General features: G+C 58.0%; 13 protein-coding genes. 6 read left to right on the top strand and 7 right to left on the bottom strand.

What is annotated here, in order from left to right:
• Positions 1 to 3: 3 nt before the first annotated feature.
• Together ASB66_RS09875 and ASB66_RS09870 are read right to left on the bottom strand one after the other, a co-directional pair.
• Complete coding sequence (locus ASB66_RS09875) at positions 4 to 321, bottom strand: TraR/DksA family transcriptional regulator (protein ID WP_015915327.1); 318 nt, start codon at positions 319 to 321, stop codon at positions 4 to 6.
• 40 nt (positions 322 to 361) lie between these two features.
• A complete protein-coding gene (locus tag ASB66_RS09870) occupies positions 362 to 772 on the bottom strand; it encodes a universal stress protein (RefSeq protein WP_060718959.1) in 411 nt (136 codons plus the stop codon).
• A gap of 243 nt (positions 773 to 1,015) precedes the next feature.
• On the opposite strand from ASB66_RS09870, the gene ASB66_RS09865 reads away from it, so the two are divergent.
• Positions 1,016 to 1,900 carry a VOC family protein gene (locus ASB66_RS09865; protein ID WP_060718960.1) on the top strand — a complete coding sequence of 295 codons (885 nt, stop codon included), beginning with the start codon at positions 1,016 to 1,018 and terminating at the stop codon, positions 1,898 to 1,900.
• A 3-nt stretch (positions 1,901 to 1,903) separates the two neighbouring features.
• Here the strand turns inward: ASB66_RS09865 and ASB66_RS09860 are convergent, their stop codons facing one another.
• Complete coding sequence (locus tag ASB66_RS09860; RefSeq protein WP_060718961.1) at positions 1,904 to 2,683, bottom strand: polysaccharide deacetylase family protein; 780 nt, start codon at positions 2,681 to 2,683, stop codon at positions 1,904 to 1,906.
• A gap of 152 nt (positions 2,684 to 2,835) precedes the next feature.
• Positions 2,836 to 4,608, bottom strand: a complete 1,773-nt coding sequence (locus ASB66_RS09855; RefSeq protein WP_158544209.1) for an FAD-dependent oxidoreductase — start codon at positions 4,606 to 4,608, stop codon at positions 2,836 to 2,838.
• Between the two features lie 663 nt (positions 4,609 to 5,271).
• Between ASB66_RS09855 and ASB66_RS09845 the strand changes: the two genes are divergently transcribed.
• Positions 5,272 to 6,372: an AI-2E family transporter gene (locus tag ASB66_RS09845; protein ID WP_060718964.1), complete on the top strand. Its 1,101-nt coding sequence runs from the start codon at positions 5,272 to 5,274 to the stop codon at positions 6,370 to 6,372.
• A 45-nt stretch (positions 6,373 to 6,417) separates the two neighbouring features.
• Here the strand turns inward: ASB66_RS09845 and ASB66_RS09840 are convergent, their stop codons facing one another.
• Entirely contained in the window at positions 6,418 to 6,807 is a 390-nt protein-coding gene (locus ASB66_RS09840; RefSeq protein ID WP_060718965.1) for a DUF930 domain-containing protein, read from the bottom strand.
• A 237-nt stretch (positions 6,808 to 7,044) separates the two neighbouring features.
• Here ASB66_RS09840 and ASB66_RS09835 point away from each other — a divergent pair, with 237 nt between their 5' ends.
• The 3 genes from ASB66_RS09835 to ASB66_RS09825 all read left to right on the top strand — a co-directional run bounded on the left by ASB66_RS09835 (position 7,045) and on the right by ASB66_RS09825 (position 11,036).
• Complete coding sequence (locus ASB66_RS09835) at positions 7,045 to 9,174, top strand: S9 family peptidase (RefSeq protein ID WP_411910057.1); 2,130 nt, start codon at positions 7,045 to 7,047, stop codon at positions 9,172 to 9,174.
• Positions 9,175 to 9,270: 96 nt separating this feature from the next.
• Positions 9,271 to 10,389 carry an AAA family ATPase gene (locus ASB66_RS09830; protein WP_060718966.1) on the top strand — a complete coding sequence of 373 codons (1,119 nt, stop codon included), beginning with the start codon at positions 9,271 to 9,273 and terminating at the stop codon, positions 10,387 to 10,389.
• Positions 10,386 to 11,036, top strand: a complete 651-nt coding sequence (locus ASB66_RS09825) for a DUF4276 family protein (RefSeq protein WP_060718967.1) — start codon at positions 10,386 to 10,388, stop codon at positions 11,034 to 11,036. The genes ASB66_RS09830 and ASB66_RS09825 overlap by 4 nt, the downstream gene beginning before the upstream one ends.
• A 200-nt stretch (positions 11,037 to 11,236) precedes the next feature.
• Here ASB66_RS09825 and ASB66_RS09820 read toward each other — a convergent pair whose 3' ends face one another.
• Positions 11,237 to 13,441 (bottom strand): multicopper oxidase family protein, encoded by a 2,205-nt coding sequence (locus ASB66_RS09820; protein WP_114386434.1) that lies wholly within the window; start codon positions 13,439 to 13,441, stop codon positions 11,237 to 11,239.
• Between the two features lie 297 nt (positions 13,442 to 13,738).
• Between ASB66_RS09820 and ASB66_RS09815 the strand changes: the two genes are divergently transcribed.
• On the top strand, positions 13,739 to 14,620 hold the full coding sequence (locus tag ASB66_RS09815) for a branched-chain amino acid aminotransferase (RefSeq protein ID WP_060718969.1): 882 nt from the start codon (positions 13,739 to 13,741) through the stop codon (positions 14,618 to 14,620).
• Positions 14,621 to 14,638: 18 nt separating this feature from the next.
• On the opposite strand, the gene ASB66_RS09810 is transcribed toward ASB66_RS09815, so the two are convergent.
• A complete protein-coding gene (locus ASB66_RS09810) occupies positions 14,639 to 15,562 on the bottom strand; it encodes a GGDEF domain-containing protein (protein WP_060718970.1) in 924 nt (307 codons plus the stop codon).
• Between the last annotated feature and the right edge of the window lie 22 nt (positions 15,563 to 15,584).

The raw sequence follows: 15,584 nt of genomic DNA, 5'->3' as shown, positions 1-15,584 counted from the left end.
TGTTCAGGCTGGAGCGCAATCCTGGCAAAACGGCGTGGCCGGTAGCAGGGCGAGCCGTTCGGGTGCAATTGCCGCATCGCAGGTCACGCAGCGTCCGTAGGAACCGGCTTCCATGCGGGCCAGTGCCGCCTCGATGCCGCGCAACTCGTTTTCGCCCGCTTGCCCCAGGCTTTCCAGCACTTCGTCATTTTCCGATTCGATAGCACGCTCGGCGCTTTCCGCGCTGCGCTGCTCCGACAGATCTCCGGAAATTTTTCCTAACCGGCTGGAGAGCTCCAGCCGCCGTCCGAGCAGCGTCTGCCTATATCCATCCATGTCCATCATCGATCTCCTCAAAATGTGAAACGCCTCCCGGATACGATTACCGGTCGACAAGGACCGCGCATCGGGCGTGGCGCACGACGCGGTCAGCAGTCGCCCCGATCAAATAGTTGGAAAAATCCGGGATATGCGAAGCGATAATGATCAAGTCGGCCTTTTGCTCCGCTGCTACCGCCAGAATCTCATGGGCGGGCGAACCGACCCGCAATTGCGTCGTCACACCAGGGCCAACCGAAGCGGCCAGCGCGGCGAGTTTGGTTCGCCCTTCCTCCACCGCCCCATCGATGATGTCATGTGGAATATCGATGGCGAGATAGGACGGCAGATGCTCGACCACGGTCAGCAGCACGATCTCGCCGCCAACATCCAGCAGGCTCTGCGCCTTTGTCAGGATCTTGTCGCCCTTTTCCCATTGCGCGATGTCCACGGGAACAATGATCTTTCTGTACATGACCTCTCTCCTCTCGGCTGCTGAACGACTTCGCAGATAACAACCTGCGCGCGCCAAGCTCCGCCCGCATTGATCCCGATCAAGCCTGGAAATCGTTAGGATTGAACGATGACAGGGGCACTGTTCATCATTATCGAACGATCTTTCGCGTATATGCGCCCTACATGAAACGACCGGCAGGCTCTATCTAGAAACCAAGTCGTTCCCAGCGCTCTCGCGCTTCAACCTATCGGATCTGCCGCCATGGATACCCATCCTTCTCCAAGCTTTGCCCTGACCCGCCCGATCCATATTGGACGGGCGCATCTGGTGGTCGGCGATCTGGCCATGGTCTCCAGCTTTTACCAGAAAATCATTGGTCTTGCCGTGCTGGAGAGCACGGCCAGCGGCATGGTGCTGGGGGTTGGCGCAACGCCGCTGCTGACGCTGACCACGAGGCGCGATGCAGCCATGGCGCCGCGCACGGCAGCCGGGCTGTTCCACACCGCTTTTCTGTTGCCGAGCCGCAAGGCCCTGGCGCAATGGCTGCGCCATGTCGCCCATTCCGGCGTCCAATTGGACGGCGCCTCGGACCATCTGGTCAGCGAGGCAATCTACCTATCCGACCCGGAAGGCAATGGTATCGAGGTCTACCGCGACCGCAGCCCGCTGGAATGGACCTATCAATCCGATGGAACAGTTGGCATGGCCACCCTGCCCCTCAGCCTGCAAGAGCTTTACGACAGCGCCAGTGATGAGTCATGGACCGGACTGCCGGAAGGCTCCAGCATCGGCCATATGCATTTGCAGGTCGGCAATGTGCCGGAGGCGGACCGGTTCTATGAGGGCGTTCTGGGATTGAAGAAAATGGCCACCTATCCCGGCGCCAGCTTCTTCGGGTCCGGCCAGTACCATCACCATGTCGCCGCCAATATCTGGAACAGCCGGGGCGCTGGCCCTCGCCTCCCGGCAATGACCGGGCTTGCCGACTACTCCCTGACGTTTAACGATGGGGAAGCGCTGCAAAAGGCCCTGGCGACGCTGGAAGGATTGGAAATTCCGGTGACATTGGGGGCTGAAGGTCACAGGCTGACCGATCCCTGGGGAATTGGTCTAACTTTGAATTCGGTGCCATCAATATCCGGATAAATGTCAGTTGACCGGCGGGCCTTTGACCGCCTCAACCGGCCCCGCCTCGCTCAGATGCACAAACACCACGCCCCTTGCCTTCAGGGCCTTCAACCCTGCCACCACGCCTTCACCGGCGGCGTGGGTGGGCTGGTTGATATGGGCGATCAGCACGTCGCCATTTTTGGCGCGGGCAAATTGCTGCTCGGTCTGTTTGGCACCCAGCAGTGAGCCGGAATCGCCATTGATGGAAAAGCCGCCGATCTGATAGCCCATCGCCTTGATCTCGGCGATGGCGGAGGGGGAATATTTGGCCGTGGCATCCCGGTACCAGCGTGGCGGAGAAAACCCTGCGGCCCGCATGGCGTCCGCGCCGCCGGTGACTTCCTTGGCAACGGCTTCCGGCGATCCGGCGGCAGCGATGCCATAGACGGTGGTCGGATAATCCACCGCCGGGATGTGGCTTTCGCCGTGGTTTTCCACTTCGAACAAATCCGGCCTGGATTTCAACACCGCAACAGCCTGCGGATTGGACCGTATCCAGCGACCGGTGACGAAAATCGTCGCCTTGATATTGTCATCCAACAGGGTGGAGAGAATGCGCATATCGGTCTTGCCCATGCAGGCATCCAGCGTCACCGCCACCTGCACCGACCCTTTCGGCGCGGCATGGATATGCAGTTTCGGCTCGATCAAACCATCCGCAGCAGCAAAGGCGGGTGCTATGGCCCCATTCAGGAGCATCGACCCCAACAACAGCGATAACAGGGAAACACCAACCCGGCGGACATCCAAAACAACCATGACACTCTTCTCGCGCCTGCCAGCCAGATGGCCGTGATACCAAGGTCCGGGACGCACTATTCCGGCCTTGAAGAAAGCGTTTCGGGAGAAACGCCTCTATCGGGCCGCCGTCAAGGAAATTTTATCGACAGATGCGTCTGGCTGACCCTCTCTCATGACCTTTGCAGGTTGAAAGCCAGCGCCTGGCTGTTGGGGTCACGTGGCAGGACCGAGGGCTTGGCGCCCGGCGGCACATAGAGGCTGGAAATCAGCTCGTCATAGGACACGTCCTGAATGTCGGCCCGGCTGACGGCGACCAACGCCGCAGCGGCACCCGCCGACTGTCCCGTTTGCATCAGGCTCATTTCCATGCGGATTGCGCCGAAAGCCTCATGGGTGGCGCTGAGCGCAAAGATCGACATCAGATTGGTGCATTCCGCCCGGCGCGGCACGATAGCCGACAGCGGAATGGTGAAAATCCGGTCAGCACCGCCAGCCTCAGCCTCGAAATTACCCTCGTTCCAGACACTCAGCGTCGGCGTGCCGAGCATGTTGACCGTGGTGCGGACAATCCGCTGGGTATGGTGGCTGTCGCGCTTGTAGGACCCGGTGGAAATCGTGGTGTTGTCGCGCAATTCCTGGTCGTCGGCGGCGGTGACGTCATGGCCGGTCATCTGGTGGTCGGACACCATGCGCCGGGCTTCCCGCACATAGAGCTGATAGGGCCAGTGCGCCTCATCGTTTTCGTGCGGGTCCTGATAATGCTGGCCGTCCAGTCCATAATCAAGGAACACATCGCGCAGAGCACCCGGCATGCGCGGGTCCTTATGGTATTGCAGCGCGTAGAACAGGCCTCGTGTCCAGCGCTCGTGGGCCTTCCAGATCTTTTCACGCATGCCGTAATCGGCCTGGGGATAGCCCCAGGAACCGCCGATATAATCGGTGGAGACCGCACCGCGATTGTTGATGTCGAAAATACCGTTGCCAAGATCGTTATGCAAAAGGAACTGCATCTTGACGGCGTTTTCAGCATCCGCGAGCTGGCCGCGTTCGCCCAGCGCCTTGATCCAGCGGAACAGCAATTCGTAACGGGCCGGATCGAAGCCCGGCGGCGGTGTCGAGGGTAGATCCACCCGGCGGGCCGGATCGCGCGTCATGGTCATGCGGAAATTATAGGCCTGAACGGCCCGGTCGCCCGCACCGACTTCCGGAGAAGGATAATTGCGAATGCCCGGCAAAAGCCCGCTGGCGGGCACGCCCTCGGTAACGAAAGGATCGACGCCGACCTGACCGATCACCCGCTCGAAACGGCGATGCAGCTGGAAATTATGATTGTCGCCCCAGGAATCCGTCCGGGTTCCGCGAAAGCCGTTCAGCACATTGTCGCCGTCCTGCGGCTCCCGACCGACGGTCCAGGACACGCCGGAGGCGGCCAACAGGTCGCCCTCATAACTGGCGTCGATGAACACACGGCCATTGAACACCTGGCGGTCGACCGTTTCCAGCGCGTCGATGCGGGAACCGGTCTTGGCAACCCGCAGAACACCACGGCTTTGAAACACCGGAATATCATATTCGCGCAGCAGTTTTTCAAACACCACCTGGGCAAAGCGGGGCTCGAAGGAGAACCGGTCGTCGGCCACCTGGGCCTCTTGATTGATCCTGGAAATCACATGGCGCGCCAGACCGCCAAAGGCGCTGCCGGCTTCAACATCGGTGCCGCCGAGCCCACCCGCCATCATCCCACCGGGATGACGCTCACGCCAGCCGCCAACAATTGCCACGGTTCTTCCCATGACTTTTGCCTGTATGGCCGCTGCAATTCCGCCACTGGTCATACCATAGACAATAACATCATAGGTCGCTTGCTGTGCAAAACTTGGTCTCAACGCGAAAAGACTAGCCGCTCCAGCAACAAACACTCGACGACCCATAATGAAACGCATAGTCATCCGCCTTGTACATATTATTTACTCTATCAATGTATTGGAAATTGCGCCAAAAAACACATATTTTCAGTTGCAAATTTTGTTTTTCCAACCCTAATACAAATCTTGGTTTTTACACTTTTCAGACACTTTTATTGGGTGCATATCTATTTTTTTGGAGCAGTTACATGCCAGCGTGAGGGGTTTTTTGTTTCGGATAGTTACAAAAACCTCCATATCTCCATAGATGCAGGCTCAAAATGCCGATTTTTCGTAGACCCCTGTAATGATAGTGGATTTTGCGCAGAGAGATTAACGCTCGCGACCACAACCCTCGATTTAGCGCGCATGTCGTGCACAAACATGACCCGCCCGGATCACCTGACCCAAATTGACACAACCCTTAAACCCCGCCATTCGCACCAAAGTGGCGCAAGTAAGGCAAAATCTGGGCGGAACCACTGCCCGTTCTGCGCGTTAATTACCGATTGCTTGTCAAGTTGCCCCTCAGCGGCGCTCTCAGGCAGAGCGTCGAGCAACAGCGCCACATGGCGATGCGAAGGTCGCGCTGCTGGCAATCTGAAAAGATTATGTAGTAAATATAACATGTTGCGGTTTTGCACCCTGACGGTGCCAGCATGGCCGCAGACAATGATGGCACCGACGGGGGCGTAAACGGACATGATGGATGACACGGTGAAGCGGCGGATTTTGCAGCCGGCGGAAACGCGGCTGGGCCGGCACCGCAAGACGGCGCTGGACCTGGCGCAGGCCTGGGCGGTGATCGGGCTCTTCCTGATTGTGGCGATTGCGGCGCTGCATTATGCAGGCACGATCCTGATGCCCCTGACGCTTGCGGTTGTGGTCGGCCTCATTCTGGGCCTGGCTGCCGACCGGCTGGAGGCGCTGGGCGTTCCACCGATGTTGAGCGCTGTATTGCTAACCACGGCGCTTTTCGCGCTGGTGACAATCATTGCCAACACGCTGGCCGGACCGCTGATGGAACTGGCTCAGGACATCCCCAGCATTGGCCAGACCATGGTGGACCGGTTCACACCCTATTTCCAACGCTTTCACTGGCTGCATCTGGATCGGCTGGCCAGCGGTAACGGCCCTATCAACCTCGACAAGATGCTGGAAAACGGCGGCGGCATTCTGTCAACCGTGGCAAGCCAGGTAACCCCGGCGATCGTTCAAACGCTGATTTTCTTCGCTGGCCTGGTGTTGTTTCTGGCCGGGCGGGTTTCGATCCGCAAAACCCTGATCGTCTCTTTCCGCGACCGCGCCCGGCGGCTCTCGGCAATCCGCAGCATCAACGCGATCGAAACGGCGCTGGGCTTCTACTTTGCCACCGCTTCGGTGATCTATGCGGGTGTGGGCTGCTGCGCGCTGCTGATCGCCTGGGTTGGCGGGCTGACGCTGCCGGTGCTCTGGGGCTTTTTCGCCTTCCTCTCCAGCTTCGTGCCTTTTCTTGGCGTCACCGCCATGACCTTTGCGCTGGCCGTTGCCGGAATGCTGACCCATAGCAGCCTGCTGTTCGGCCTGCTTCCCGCCATCGCGTTCTTCACTGTCCATGCGCTGGTCGAAAATCTGGTAACGCCTGCGGTGATGGGGCGCCGCATGGAAATCAACGCCTTTGGCGTTTTTGTCGCCATCATCTTCTGGACCTGGGTTTGGGGCGCGGCAGGCGCCATGCTAGCCGTGCCACTTGCCCTAATCGGCAAGGCGATCTTTACCGAACTGGCGCCCCATGCGGCACCGAAGCCGAAACTGCCAGGGTGACAGGACGAAAAGGGTGACAGGCGTCACCCCACGGCTCATCACTCGTCAATTATACAGGTAGTATTTGCTCCAGCTTTCCTTAGGCACCTCGGCGCCGACCTGATAGCTGAAATTCTTCACGTCCAGACGCTGGTTGCCGGTCTCGCATTGGTACTTCAACCGATACCACTGCCCCTTGCTACGAAACACCGCGCCCGGCGCCTTTAGCCGGTTGCCGTCGGCCTTGGTCTGGGCAAATGTATAGGCGATCACCTTGTCGGGCGAATAGGTCTTGCTATCCTTGCCGATCCGGCTCATCGCCTCCATGTCGCAGCGCTGTTCCAGCCGCTCGGCCGGCGACAGCGACTTGAGCTGGCGGGTGGCAGCGGCATCAAGCGCAAAGGCCGATTGCGCAAAAACCATCGCCAAACCACCCACTAAAATCATCAGTCGCATAAGTAATTTCCTAACATATTCCGATTCGGCGGAATATATTGCCTGCGATCTGGGGAGGCCAGCACTTAGAACGTGCATCCCGCGTTTGTGATCGGCTTCCTCTGTCGCTGGCACCGGCCATGGCCCGGACCACGGATTTCTGCTTGATCGGTGGTGGGCGGGCGCCTATCTCTCATGCAACACATCCTACGTAACACCGGCCTTATACCAAACCCCGCCTATGCCAAAAAAGCGAGATTGCTCTTGTCTTCATCCTCAAAGTCCCTGTTTGCCAACCTGCCCACCGCCCCAACTGTTCAGAAAAAACCTCTGAGCGACACCCGCCACGGCATCACCCGCATAGATGACTATGCATGGCTCAGGGCCGACAACTGGCAGCAGATGTTCAAGGATACCTCGATCCTCGACCCTGAGATCCGCGCGGTTCTGGAGGCGGAAAACACCTATATGGACGCGGCCATGGCCGATACCAAGGTGCTGCAACAGCAGCTGTTTGCCGAAATGAAGGGCCGGATCAAGGAGGATGACAGTTCCATCCCGATGAAGGACGGCCCTTATGCTTACGGTTCGGCTTTCGTGACCGGTGGCGAGCAGCCGCGCTATTTCCGCATTCCACGCGACGGCGACCCGAAGGACGAGAGCCTGCGCGAATTGCTGCTGGATGGCGACAAGGAAGCGGCGGGCAAGGATTATTTCCGCCTGTCCGGCATCGACCATAGCAATGATCATGCCCGTGGCATCTGGGGCTATGACGACAAGGGGTCGGAATATTACACGCTGCGCATCCGCGATCTCAAAACCGGCGAGGATCTGGCCGATGTGCTGGACAATACCGCTGGTGGCGGCGTTTGGGCGCCCGATGGCAAGAGCTTTTTCTATACGCTTCAGGATGAAAACCACCGTCCATCCAAAGTCTTCCACCATATTATCGGCGAGCCACAATCCTCCGACCGGCTGGTTTATGAGGAAAAGGACCCCGGCTTCTTCATGGGCGTCGGCGGCTCGCTGCTGGATGACTTTATCTATATCGATATCCACGATCACGAGACTTCGGAATACCGGCTGCTGTCCACCAAGGATCTGACGGCAGAACCGATGCTGGTGGCCGAGCGCGAGGAAGGCGTCGAATATTCGATGACCGAGGGCGGCGATGTGTTCTACATCCTGACCAATGCCGATGGCGCCAAGGATTTCAAGATCATGCAAGCGCCGGTCAGCGCACCGGGCAAGGAGAACTGGAAAGACCTCGTTCCCCATGTGCCGGGCCGTCTTATCCTGTCGCATATGGCCTTTGCCGGACATCTGCTGTGGCTGGAACGCCGCGATGGCCTGCCGCGCATCATGATCCGCGACCGCAAGACCGGTGAAGAACACGCCATCGATTTTGCCGAGGAAGCCTATTCGCTTGGCCTGTCGGGTGCTGCCGAATATGATGCCACGGTCATCCGTTTCTCCTATTCGTCGATGACGACGCCCAGCCAGCTCTACGATTACGACATGGTGAGCCGTGAGCGGGTACTGCTGAAAACCCAGGAAGTCCCCTCGGGCCATAAGGCCGAGGATTATGTCACCCGACGGGTGTTTGCCAAGGCGCATGATGGTGTCGATGTGCCGGTCACGCTTCTCTATCGCAAGGATACCGCGCTGGACGGCTCCGCCCCCTGCCTGCTTTACGGCTACGGCGCTTACGGCGTGACCATTCCGGCTGGTTTCAACACCAATTGCCTGTCGCTGGCCGACCGGGGCTTCGTCTATGCCATCGCCCATATCCGCGGCGGCAAGGACAAGGGCTTTCAATGGTATGAAGACGGCAAGATGGAGAATAAGGTCAATACCTTCAAGGACTTCATCTCCGCCGCCGATCATCTGGTGAAAGAAGGCTACACCGCCTATGACAAGATCATCGCCGAAGGCGGATCGGCTGGCGGCATGCTGATGGGCGCCGTCGCCAATATGGCGCCGGAAAAATTCGCCGGCATCATTGCCGCCGTACCCTTTGTGGACGTGCTCAACACCATGCTGGATGATACCCTACCGCTGACCCCGCCGGAATGGCCGGAATGGGGCAACCCGATCGAGTCAGAAGAAGAATACCGCTGGATCGCCGCCTATAGCCCCTATGACAATGTAGGTAAAAAATCCTATCCGCCCATTCTGGCCCTCTCCGGCCTGACCGATCCTCGCGTCACCTATTGGGAACCAACCAAATGGGTGGCCAAACTGCGCGAAAACGCACCCGATGCCGGGCCGTATCTGCTGAAGACCAACATGTCAGCAGGCCACGGCGGCAAATCCGGGCGGTTCCAGCGGCTGGAAGAGGTCGCGTTTGAATATGCGTTTGCGGTGAAGGTGGCGGGGAAGATGTGAGAGAACTTCAGGAGCGGCGAAAGCCGCTCTTGATCCGCCCGATAGCTCAGATAAAACAATAAGCTGGATACCTCTCAACCAAGAGAAACGCCTTTCATGATCAAGCAGGCCACCCAACCCGGCCAGATTTCCCGGCTTACCCTGGAGGGCTACAAGTCCATTGAGACATGCGACATTGAGCTTGGGCGTATCAATATATTGATCGGTGCCAATGGAGCGGGCAAATCCAATTTCATTGGTTTTTTTGGTTTTCTGCGGAAGATTTTGGACAGGCAACTGCAAGTGACCGTTGGGCAGGCTGGCGGTCCGGATGCGATCTTGCATTTTGGGCGGAAGACGACGGAAAAACTCGCCGCGACAGTCGTTTTTTGTAAATCATATACCGGAAATGAAGTTTACAAATTTATTTTAGCACCCACTGGCGACAACCGGCTTCTATTTTTAGAAGAAACACAGATATTTCCCGATTTGTTTGGCGATTCTAAAACTGGCGATGGCCATTTCGAGACTATTTTTGACGCAACATCTGCACTTGGCAATGATTACGAGCTTTCGTTTCCAAATTTGAGGAAATGGCGAATTTTCCATTTCCATGACACCAGCTCTAGCGCCCGAGTCAAACTCGTCCACGGCATTAACGACAATGTATTCTTGCGCGAAGACGCCAATAATCTTGCAGCCTTCCTTTTGCGCATCTGCGACCACCACCCAGAGCATTACCAGCGTATCGTCAAGACCATTCGCCTGGTCGCGCCATTCTTTGGAGACTTCCACCTGCGCCCGACGGTACACAATCCGGACAAGATCCAGCTTGAATGGACCGAAGCAGGTCAGGACGAACCGTTTTTCGCCAGCGCTTTGTCCGATGGCACCTTACGGTTCATCTGCCTCGCTACGCTACTGCTTCAACCTGATGAATTCATGCCCGCCACAATTCTGATCGACGAGCCGGAGCTGGGCCTGCATCCCTACGCGATCAATGTGCTGGCCGGGCTGATGAAATCGGTGTCCGAGACCCATCAACTGATCGTCTCAACCCAATCCGTCGAACTGGTCGATTGCTTCGATGCCGAAGACCTGATTGTGGTGGATAAGCGTGACGGGGCCTCGACCTTCAAGCAGCCCGATCCAGACGAACTGAAAGACTGGCTGGAAGATTACAGTCTCGGCGAGCTTTGGAAAAAGAACCTGCTCGGCGGGAGGCCGGGCCTATGACGCGCATTAAACTGCTGGTCGAAGGGCAAACAGAGGCGACGTTTATCGACAAAATTCTTGCCCCACACTACGCACATTTAAATGTCTATTTCTTACCCATTCCGGTGCGAACAAGCATCAGCCAGAAAGGCGGCTTGACTAGATATTCAAAGGTGAAGCCGCAGATCGAAATACTATGCAAACAAGACGCGAACGCATGGGTAACGACCATGTTCGACCTGTATGCCTTGCCGAATGATTTTCCGGGTATGTCCGATAGCCACTTCAAAGCTCTTCGCAATGGCAGAGAAAAGGCGACTTATATTGAGAAGCAGATGTCTACCGACATCGGGCGCAGGAATTTCATTCCAAATATTACTGTTCACGAATTCGAGGCACTGCTTTTTAGCGACATCTCTGCCTTTCGGGACGAGGCTGATATGTCAACTTTCGATAGGTTAAAGAAGCAGATCCCCCATGACACAGCGCCAGAAGACATAAATGGCGGGTCTCAAACTGCTCCGTCCAAGCGTATTCTCGCTGGTTGGCCCGCTTACGACAAGGTTCGTAACGGTGCCAATATCGCGGAGCGGATCGGCCTCGCCACCATCCGCCAAAAATGCCCGCATTTCTCTACTTGGTTGAAAAGACTTGAAGGCTTGAAATGAAGATTGGCCTGCTTCAAAGCAAAGCCTCGGATATCAGGCCCGTCCCCCACGCGGCCAGTCTTCCCAAAGGCCACCATACATCCCCGGCGACCAAGAAAGTGAATGGCTCCTAAGCATCATCTCTGACCGCAAAGGAATTCCGCCATCCCGAAGGACGGCGGAAACAGTGTGTCGCATCAATTCCGGTTACCAGAGCAGGTCTACTTGGTCTCTGGCAAACCTCCATGATGATGCGCGTTTGCCAATCCTCCGGCACCGTCGGGCAAGCCGATGGAGACATTTTGCATCATGCCCTGGTCCTCGTGGTCGAGGATGTGGCAATGCAGGACGAATTCGCCGATATAGCGTTCATAGCGGGTGCGGATGAAGATGCGGTAGGTGGCGGGCGGCTGGGAGGCCTGCGGCGGGTTGGAAGGGGGGATCGACGATTTGCTGAGATCGCCGTTCAGCCACTCCGCATCGTTCGCTGTCAGCGGCTTGGTGATATTGCTCTTGACCCATAGCGTATCCTTCCACACGCCCTTCAGCCCGGCATATTGAGAGTCCCCATCGCCATCTTTGGCGCCCAAGTCGCTGACGTCATCACCATTAGAGTTAAGGATCTTCACGATCTGGAACGGATTGACGTGGATGTGGAAAGGATGGCTGACGAAATAGGATCGTAACTCCCATTCCTGCGCCGTCCCCAGCACCAGTTTGCGGTCGACCACATCAGGATCATAAGGCTTAGCGCCTGCCGGGACATAGACACCGACATCGTTTTGCACGACATTGAAATTATTACCAACCTGAAAGCCGTTAGGCCCGTTGCCACCCGGGCCGAGATTGATGAAGAACACCAGATCCTGCTTCGGCTGACCGGCAATTTCCGCATCGGTCACCGTTGGGTGGGGAATGAACTTCGTCAGCTTCAGCTTGTCTTGCAGATCGGCGACCACCGTATTGGCGACGTCAGGCGGGTAGAAGGCATTGGCATTGGCGATCAACTGCTGCTTGATCTCACCCACCGAGTCACCCACCACTGGCGCGCCCTTGCCCGCCTTGACCCGCACGAAGCCGAGAACTGACCGTGCCCGCTGCGTGCGGGTGACGGAATCGGAAGCGGCAGTCGGCGGGCTGACGATGCAATAGATGCCGTCTTCAGGAAAATTGACCAGCAGGTCGTTGCGGTAGCCGGGTTGCAGCGTCACATTTTCTCGCGGCTGCCCCTGCTCCATGGTCAGCCCGTCGGCAGCCACCACGACATAGGACACCGGTTGGCCGGTGCAGAGGTCATTGGCGAACCGGTCGGCATCCTTGGCAGCGGTGCTGCGCTCGCGCTGGAAGAAATCCTTGGCATTCATCTTGCGGAACTGCACCTGGATCGTGTCACGCACGCCGGCGTGGATCAGGCGCCAGCGCTCGGTTTTGCCAACCTCTGCATTGGCGAAAATCGGCCGCACCCGGCCGTTGACCGTCGTGAACCGACCGGAGTCAGCCCAGCTCGATGGCGAGAACTGCTCGTAGGAAATGACTTCCCCTACCTCGTCCTTGTTGCAAGTCCAGTCGATCGCATAACTTCCCTTTGTCGGATCTTTGGGATCAGGCACATAGGTGTGCTTCAGCTTGCCGTCCTTCGTCAGGCAGGCATAGGGGATCTGTTCGAACACCAGCAGCCGTTCCGGAAATGGTTTGACCAAAGTGTCGAGGTCGCCATTGGTCTTGTCTGTCGGCGGGCGGTCGCCGCGAATGATCAGCGCGCCCGCCATGCCGCTGCCGACCTGCAAGGCGGTGGAGCCATGGCGATGCGGATGATACCAGAAGGTGCCCGCCGGATGATCGGCCGGGATATTATATTCATATTCAAACTTCATGCCCGGATTGATCGACAGCAGCACATTGTCGCTATTGCCGGTCGGGCTGACCCACAGGCCGTGGCTGTGAAGATTGGTGCCATTGAAGCAATGGGGCATGTCCACAGACGTATTGGCATCCGTGCAGGACGGATCGGGCGGCAGTTGGTTGTCCAGTCGAACCCGAATGCTATCGCCCGGCATGGCCTCGATGGTTGGCGCGACGAAGGGGTGGTTGGGATCGACGTTGGTGCCTTGGTAACTGCGCAGCCGCACGCGGTCGAAAGGATTATCCGGCGGCCCACCCGGCTTGCGGATCCTGCCTTCCGTATAGACGACCTTGAGGTCGAGCACCTGTTCGCGCCCGGCATGGGGCTGCGGCGTGGCGGATGGCGGCACCCGGTACAGCGTACCCTTGGGCGCGACGGGCGATTGCCCCAGAACCGGCGGATTGCCAAATGCTTCCTCTGCGGTCGTGGGGTTTGCAACCTGAGCGGCATCCTGCGCCAGGACTGGGCCTATCGGGCCAATGAAGACGGCGGCCAAAAGGCAACGCCAACGAGCGCTTTGCATAAAATCTCCTTAAGAAAAGCAAGGGAATCGCGAAAAGGCCACACTTTCCTTAAGTAGCAAAAAAATCAAATACAACTTTTCATGACAAAATGCCAAAACCATCGATGAACTCTGCTATCGCTGATCGCCATCCTATTGTATTCATAGAGAAATTTCAAAATTCACCCCGCATTTCCGAGACCATGATGGCCGATCGGCCATTTTTGGGGGCAAGTGCTACATGCCCTTTGCATTTTCTCCTTGACGTTGCGCAGCGCAGCGGTTCTCTTGCCGCCAAATACGATCTGGAGACTGAGAATGGCCGTCGATACCACCCCCCGCACCCCCACCTGGAACTATGTCGATGGCGAATGGCTGTCCGGCAATCCGCCGCTGATCGGGCCGACATCCCATGCCATGTGGCTGGGCTCGACGGTGTTTGACGGCGCCCGCTGGTTTGACGGAATCGCGCCCGACCTCGACCTGCATTGCCAACGGATCAACCGTTCGGCTCTGGCCATGCATATGCAGCCAACCATGAGCGCCGAGGAAATCGAGCGACTGGCGCGTGAAGGCGTTACCAAGTTCGATGGCAAGACCGCGATTTATATCAAGCCGATGTATTGGGCCGAACATGGCGCACCCGGCTCCGTCGTGGCGCCCGATGCCGCCTCCACCCGCTTTGCGCTCTGCCTGTTCGAAGCGCCGATGCACACGGCCACGCCGCACACGCTGACCGTGTCTCCCTTCCGTCGCCCCTCGCCGGAATGTGCGATGACCGACGCCAAGGCGGGCAGCCTCTACCCCAATTCCGGCCGGATGATTCTCGAGGCCCGCGCCCGCGGCTTCGACAATGCGCTGGCACTGGACATGAATGGCAATGTGGCGGAAACCGCCTCCTCCAATATCTTCATGGTCAAGGACGGCGTGGTGTTCACCCCGATCCCCAACCGCACGTTTCTGGCGGGCATCACCCGTTCGCGCGTCATAACCCTGCTGCGTCAGGCGGGCTTCGACGTGCAGGAGGTGACGCTGAGCGTCGCCGATTTCCTCGGTGCGGACGAAGTGTTCACCAGCGGCAATTATTCGAAGATTGCCCCGGTTTCCAGGCTGGACGGCAGCAATTATCAGGAAGGCCCCGTGACCCGCAAGGCACTGGATCTCTATATGGATTGGGCGCGGTCGGGCAGCGACATGTGAGCTACCGATAAAACGGCTTCATACGTTCTCCCCCTGGTCGAAGCGAACCAGGCGACCCCGGCCCTGGCTTTTGGCGCGGTAAAGGGCGATATCGGCGGCGCGTGTCAATTGCGCCGTCTGCGTTCCATCATCCGGAAACAGTCTATAACCAAGACTGATGCCGACGGGCAAGGACTTGCCTTCGAACAAGACCGGCTGGTCGGCGCAGGCGATCAGCTGCTGTGCAAGCCTTTCGGCATTGGTATCCGGCGCATCGTCATCATTGCAAAGAAACAGAAATTCGTCGCCGCCGAGCCGGGCGGCGAAATCGTTGCGGCCGAGGACGGCGCGGAAGCGGCAGGCCATTTCCTGCAACACGGCATCGCCAGCGGCGTGGCCATAGGTATCGTTGATGACCTTGAACAGATCGAGATCGCCAATCAGCACCGCAAACCGGCCCCTTCGCTCGCCCTTGATAGCCGTCAGCCGGTCGAGCTGGGCCTCAACGCTGGCGCGGTTGGCAAGGCCGGTGAGAATATCGTGGCTGGCAAGATAGGCCAGCCGACGCGCCGCGACGATCTGCTCGGTAATATCCTGCTGCACCGAAAGGATCATCCGCTCTTCGATCAGCCGGTCTTCCACCGCAATGATCTGATCGCCAATTTCGAGCTGATCCCGGCACAGACCACCATTATCGACAAGACGCTTGACCAGGGTTTGAAAATACCGAGCCGGGTCGGTATTCCAATGGGCGAGCGCCCCTGACTGGACAAGATCGCTGAAGCCACCCGCCGGGGCCAGATGCGCGGCATAATCGTGCAATGTCCGAAACGGCTTGTTAGCAAACAACAGGCTGCCATCCAACCGCATCAGGGCGACGGCCACCCCCATATTCTCCATGGCAAGCGTCATCGCCTCATAGTCTCCGATGTCGACCTGCGGCGCGGTGGCATTTTCTTCCATTAACGATCCTCAAGAGCAGGTT

The organism is Gillisella vitis, assembly GCF_001541345.2.
Taxonomy (GTDB): domain Bacteria; phylum Pseudomonadota; class Alphaproteobacteria; order Rhizobiales; family Rhizobiaceae; genus Allorhizobium; species Allorhizobium vitis.
The sequence above is the reverse complement of the archived record's forward strand: the minus strand, read 5'-3'. Positions and strand labels throughout refer to the sequence as shown.

Bases quoted from the DNA above. Each gene is read 5' to 3' on its own strand.
- ASB66_RS09825 (WP_060718967.1), top strand. From the start codon at position 10,386: ATGACGCGCATTAAACTGCTGGTCGAAGGGCAAACAGAGGCGACGTTT.
- ASB66_RS09815 (WP_060718969.1), top strand. From the start codon at position 13,739: ATGGCCGTCGATACCACCCCCCGCACCCCCACCTGGAACTATGTCGAT.
- ASB66_RS09845 (WP_060718964.1), top strand. From the start codon at position 5,272: ATGATGGATGACACGGTGAAGCGGCGGATTTTGCAGCCGGCGGAAACG.
- ASB66_RS09840 (WP_060718965.1), bottom strand. From the start codon at position 6,807: ATGCGACTGATGATTTTAGTGGGTGGTTTGGCGATGGTTTTTGCGCAA.
- ASB66_RS09860 (WP_060718961.1), bottom strand. From the start codon at position 2,683: ATGGTTGTTTTGGATGTCCGCCGGGTTGGTGTTTCCCTGTTATCGCTG.
- ASB66_RS09820 (WP_114386434.1), bottom strand. From the start codon at position 13,441: ATGCAAAGCGCTCGTTGGCGTTGCCTTTTGGCCGCCGTCTTCATTGGC.
- ASB66_RS09810 (WP_060718970.1), bottom strand. From the start codon at position 15,562: ATGGAAGAAAATGCCACCGCGCCGCAGGTCGACATCGGAGACTATGAG.
- ASB66_RS09865 (WP_060718960.1), top strand. From the start codon at position 1,016: ATGGATACCCATCCTTCTCCAAGCTTTGCCCTGACCCGCCCGATCCAT.
- ASB66_RS09855 (WP_158544209.1), bottom strand. From the start codon at position 4,608: ATGCGTTTCATTATGGGTCGTCGAGTGTTTGTTGCTGGAGCGGCTAGT.
- ASB66_RS09830 (WP_060718966.1), top strand. From the start codon at position 9,271: ATGATCAAGCAGGCCACCCAACCCGGCCAGATTTCCCGGCTTACCCTG.
- ASB66_RS09875 (WP_015915327.1), bottom strand. From the start codon at position 321: ATGGACATGGATGGATATAGGCAGACGCTGCTCGGACGGCGGCTGGAG.
- ASB66_RS09870 (WP_060718959.1), bottom strand. From the start codon at position 772: ATGTACAGAAAGATCATTGTTCCCGTGGACATCGCGCAATGGGAAAAG.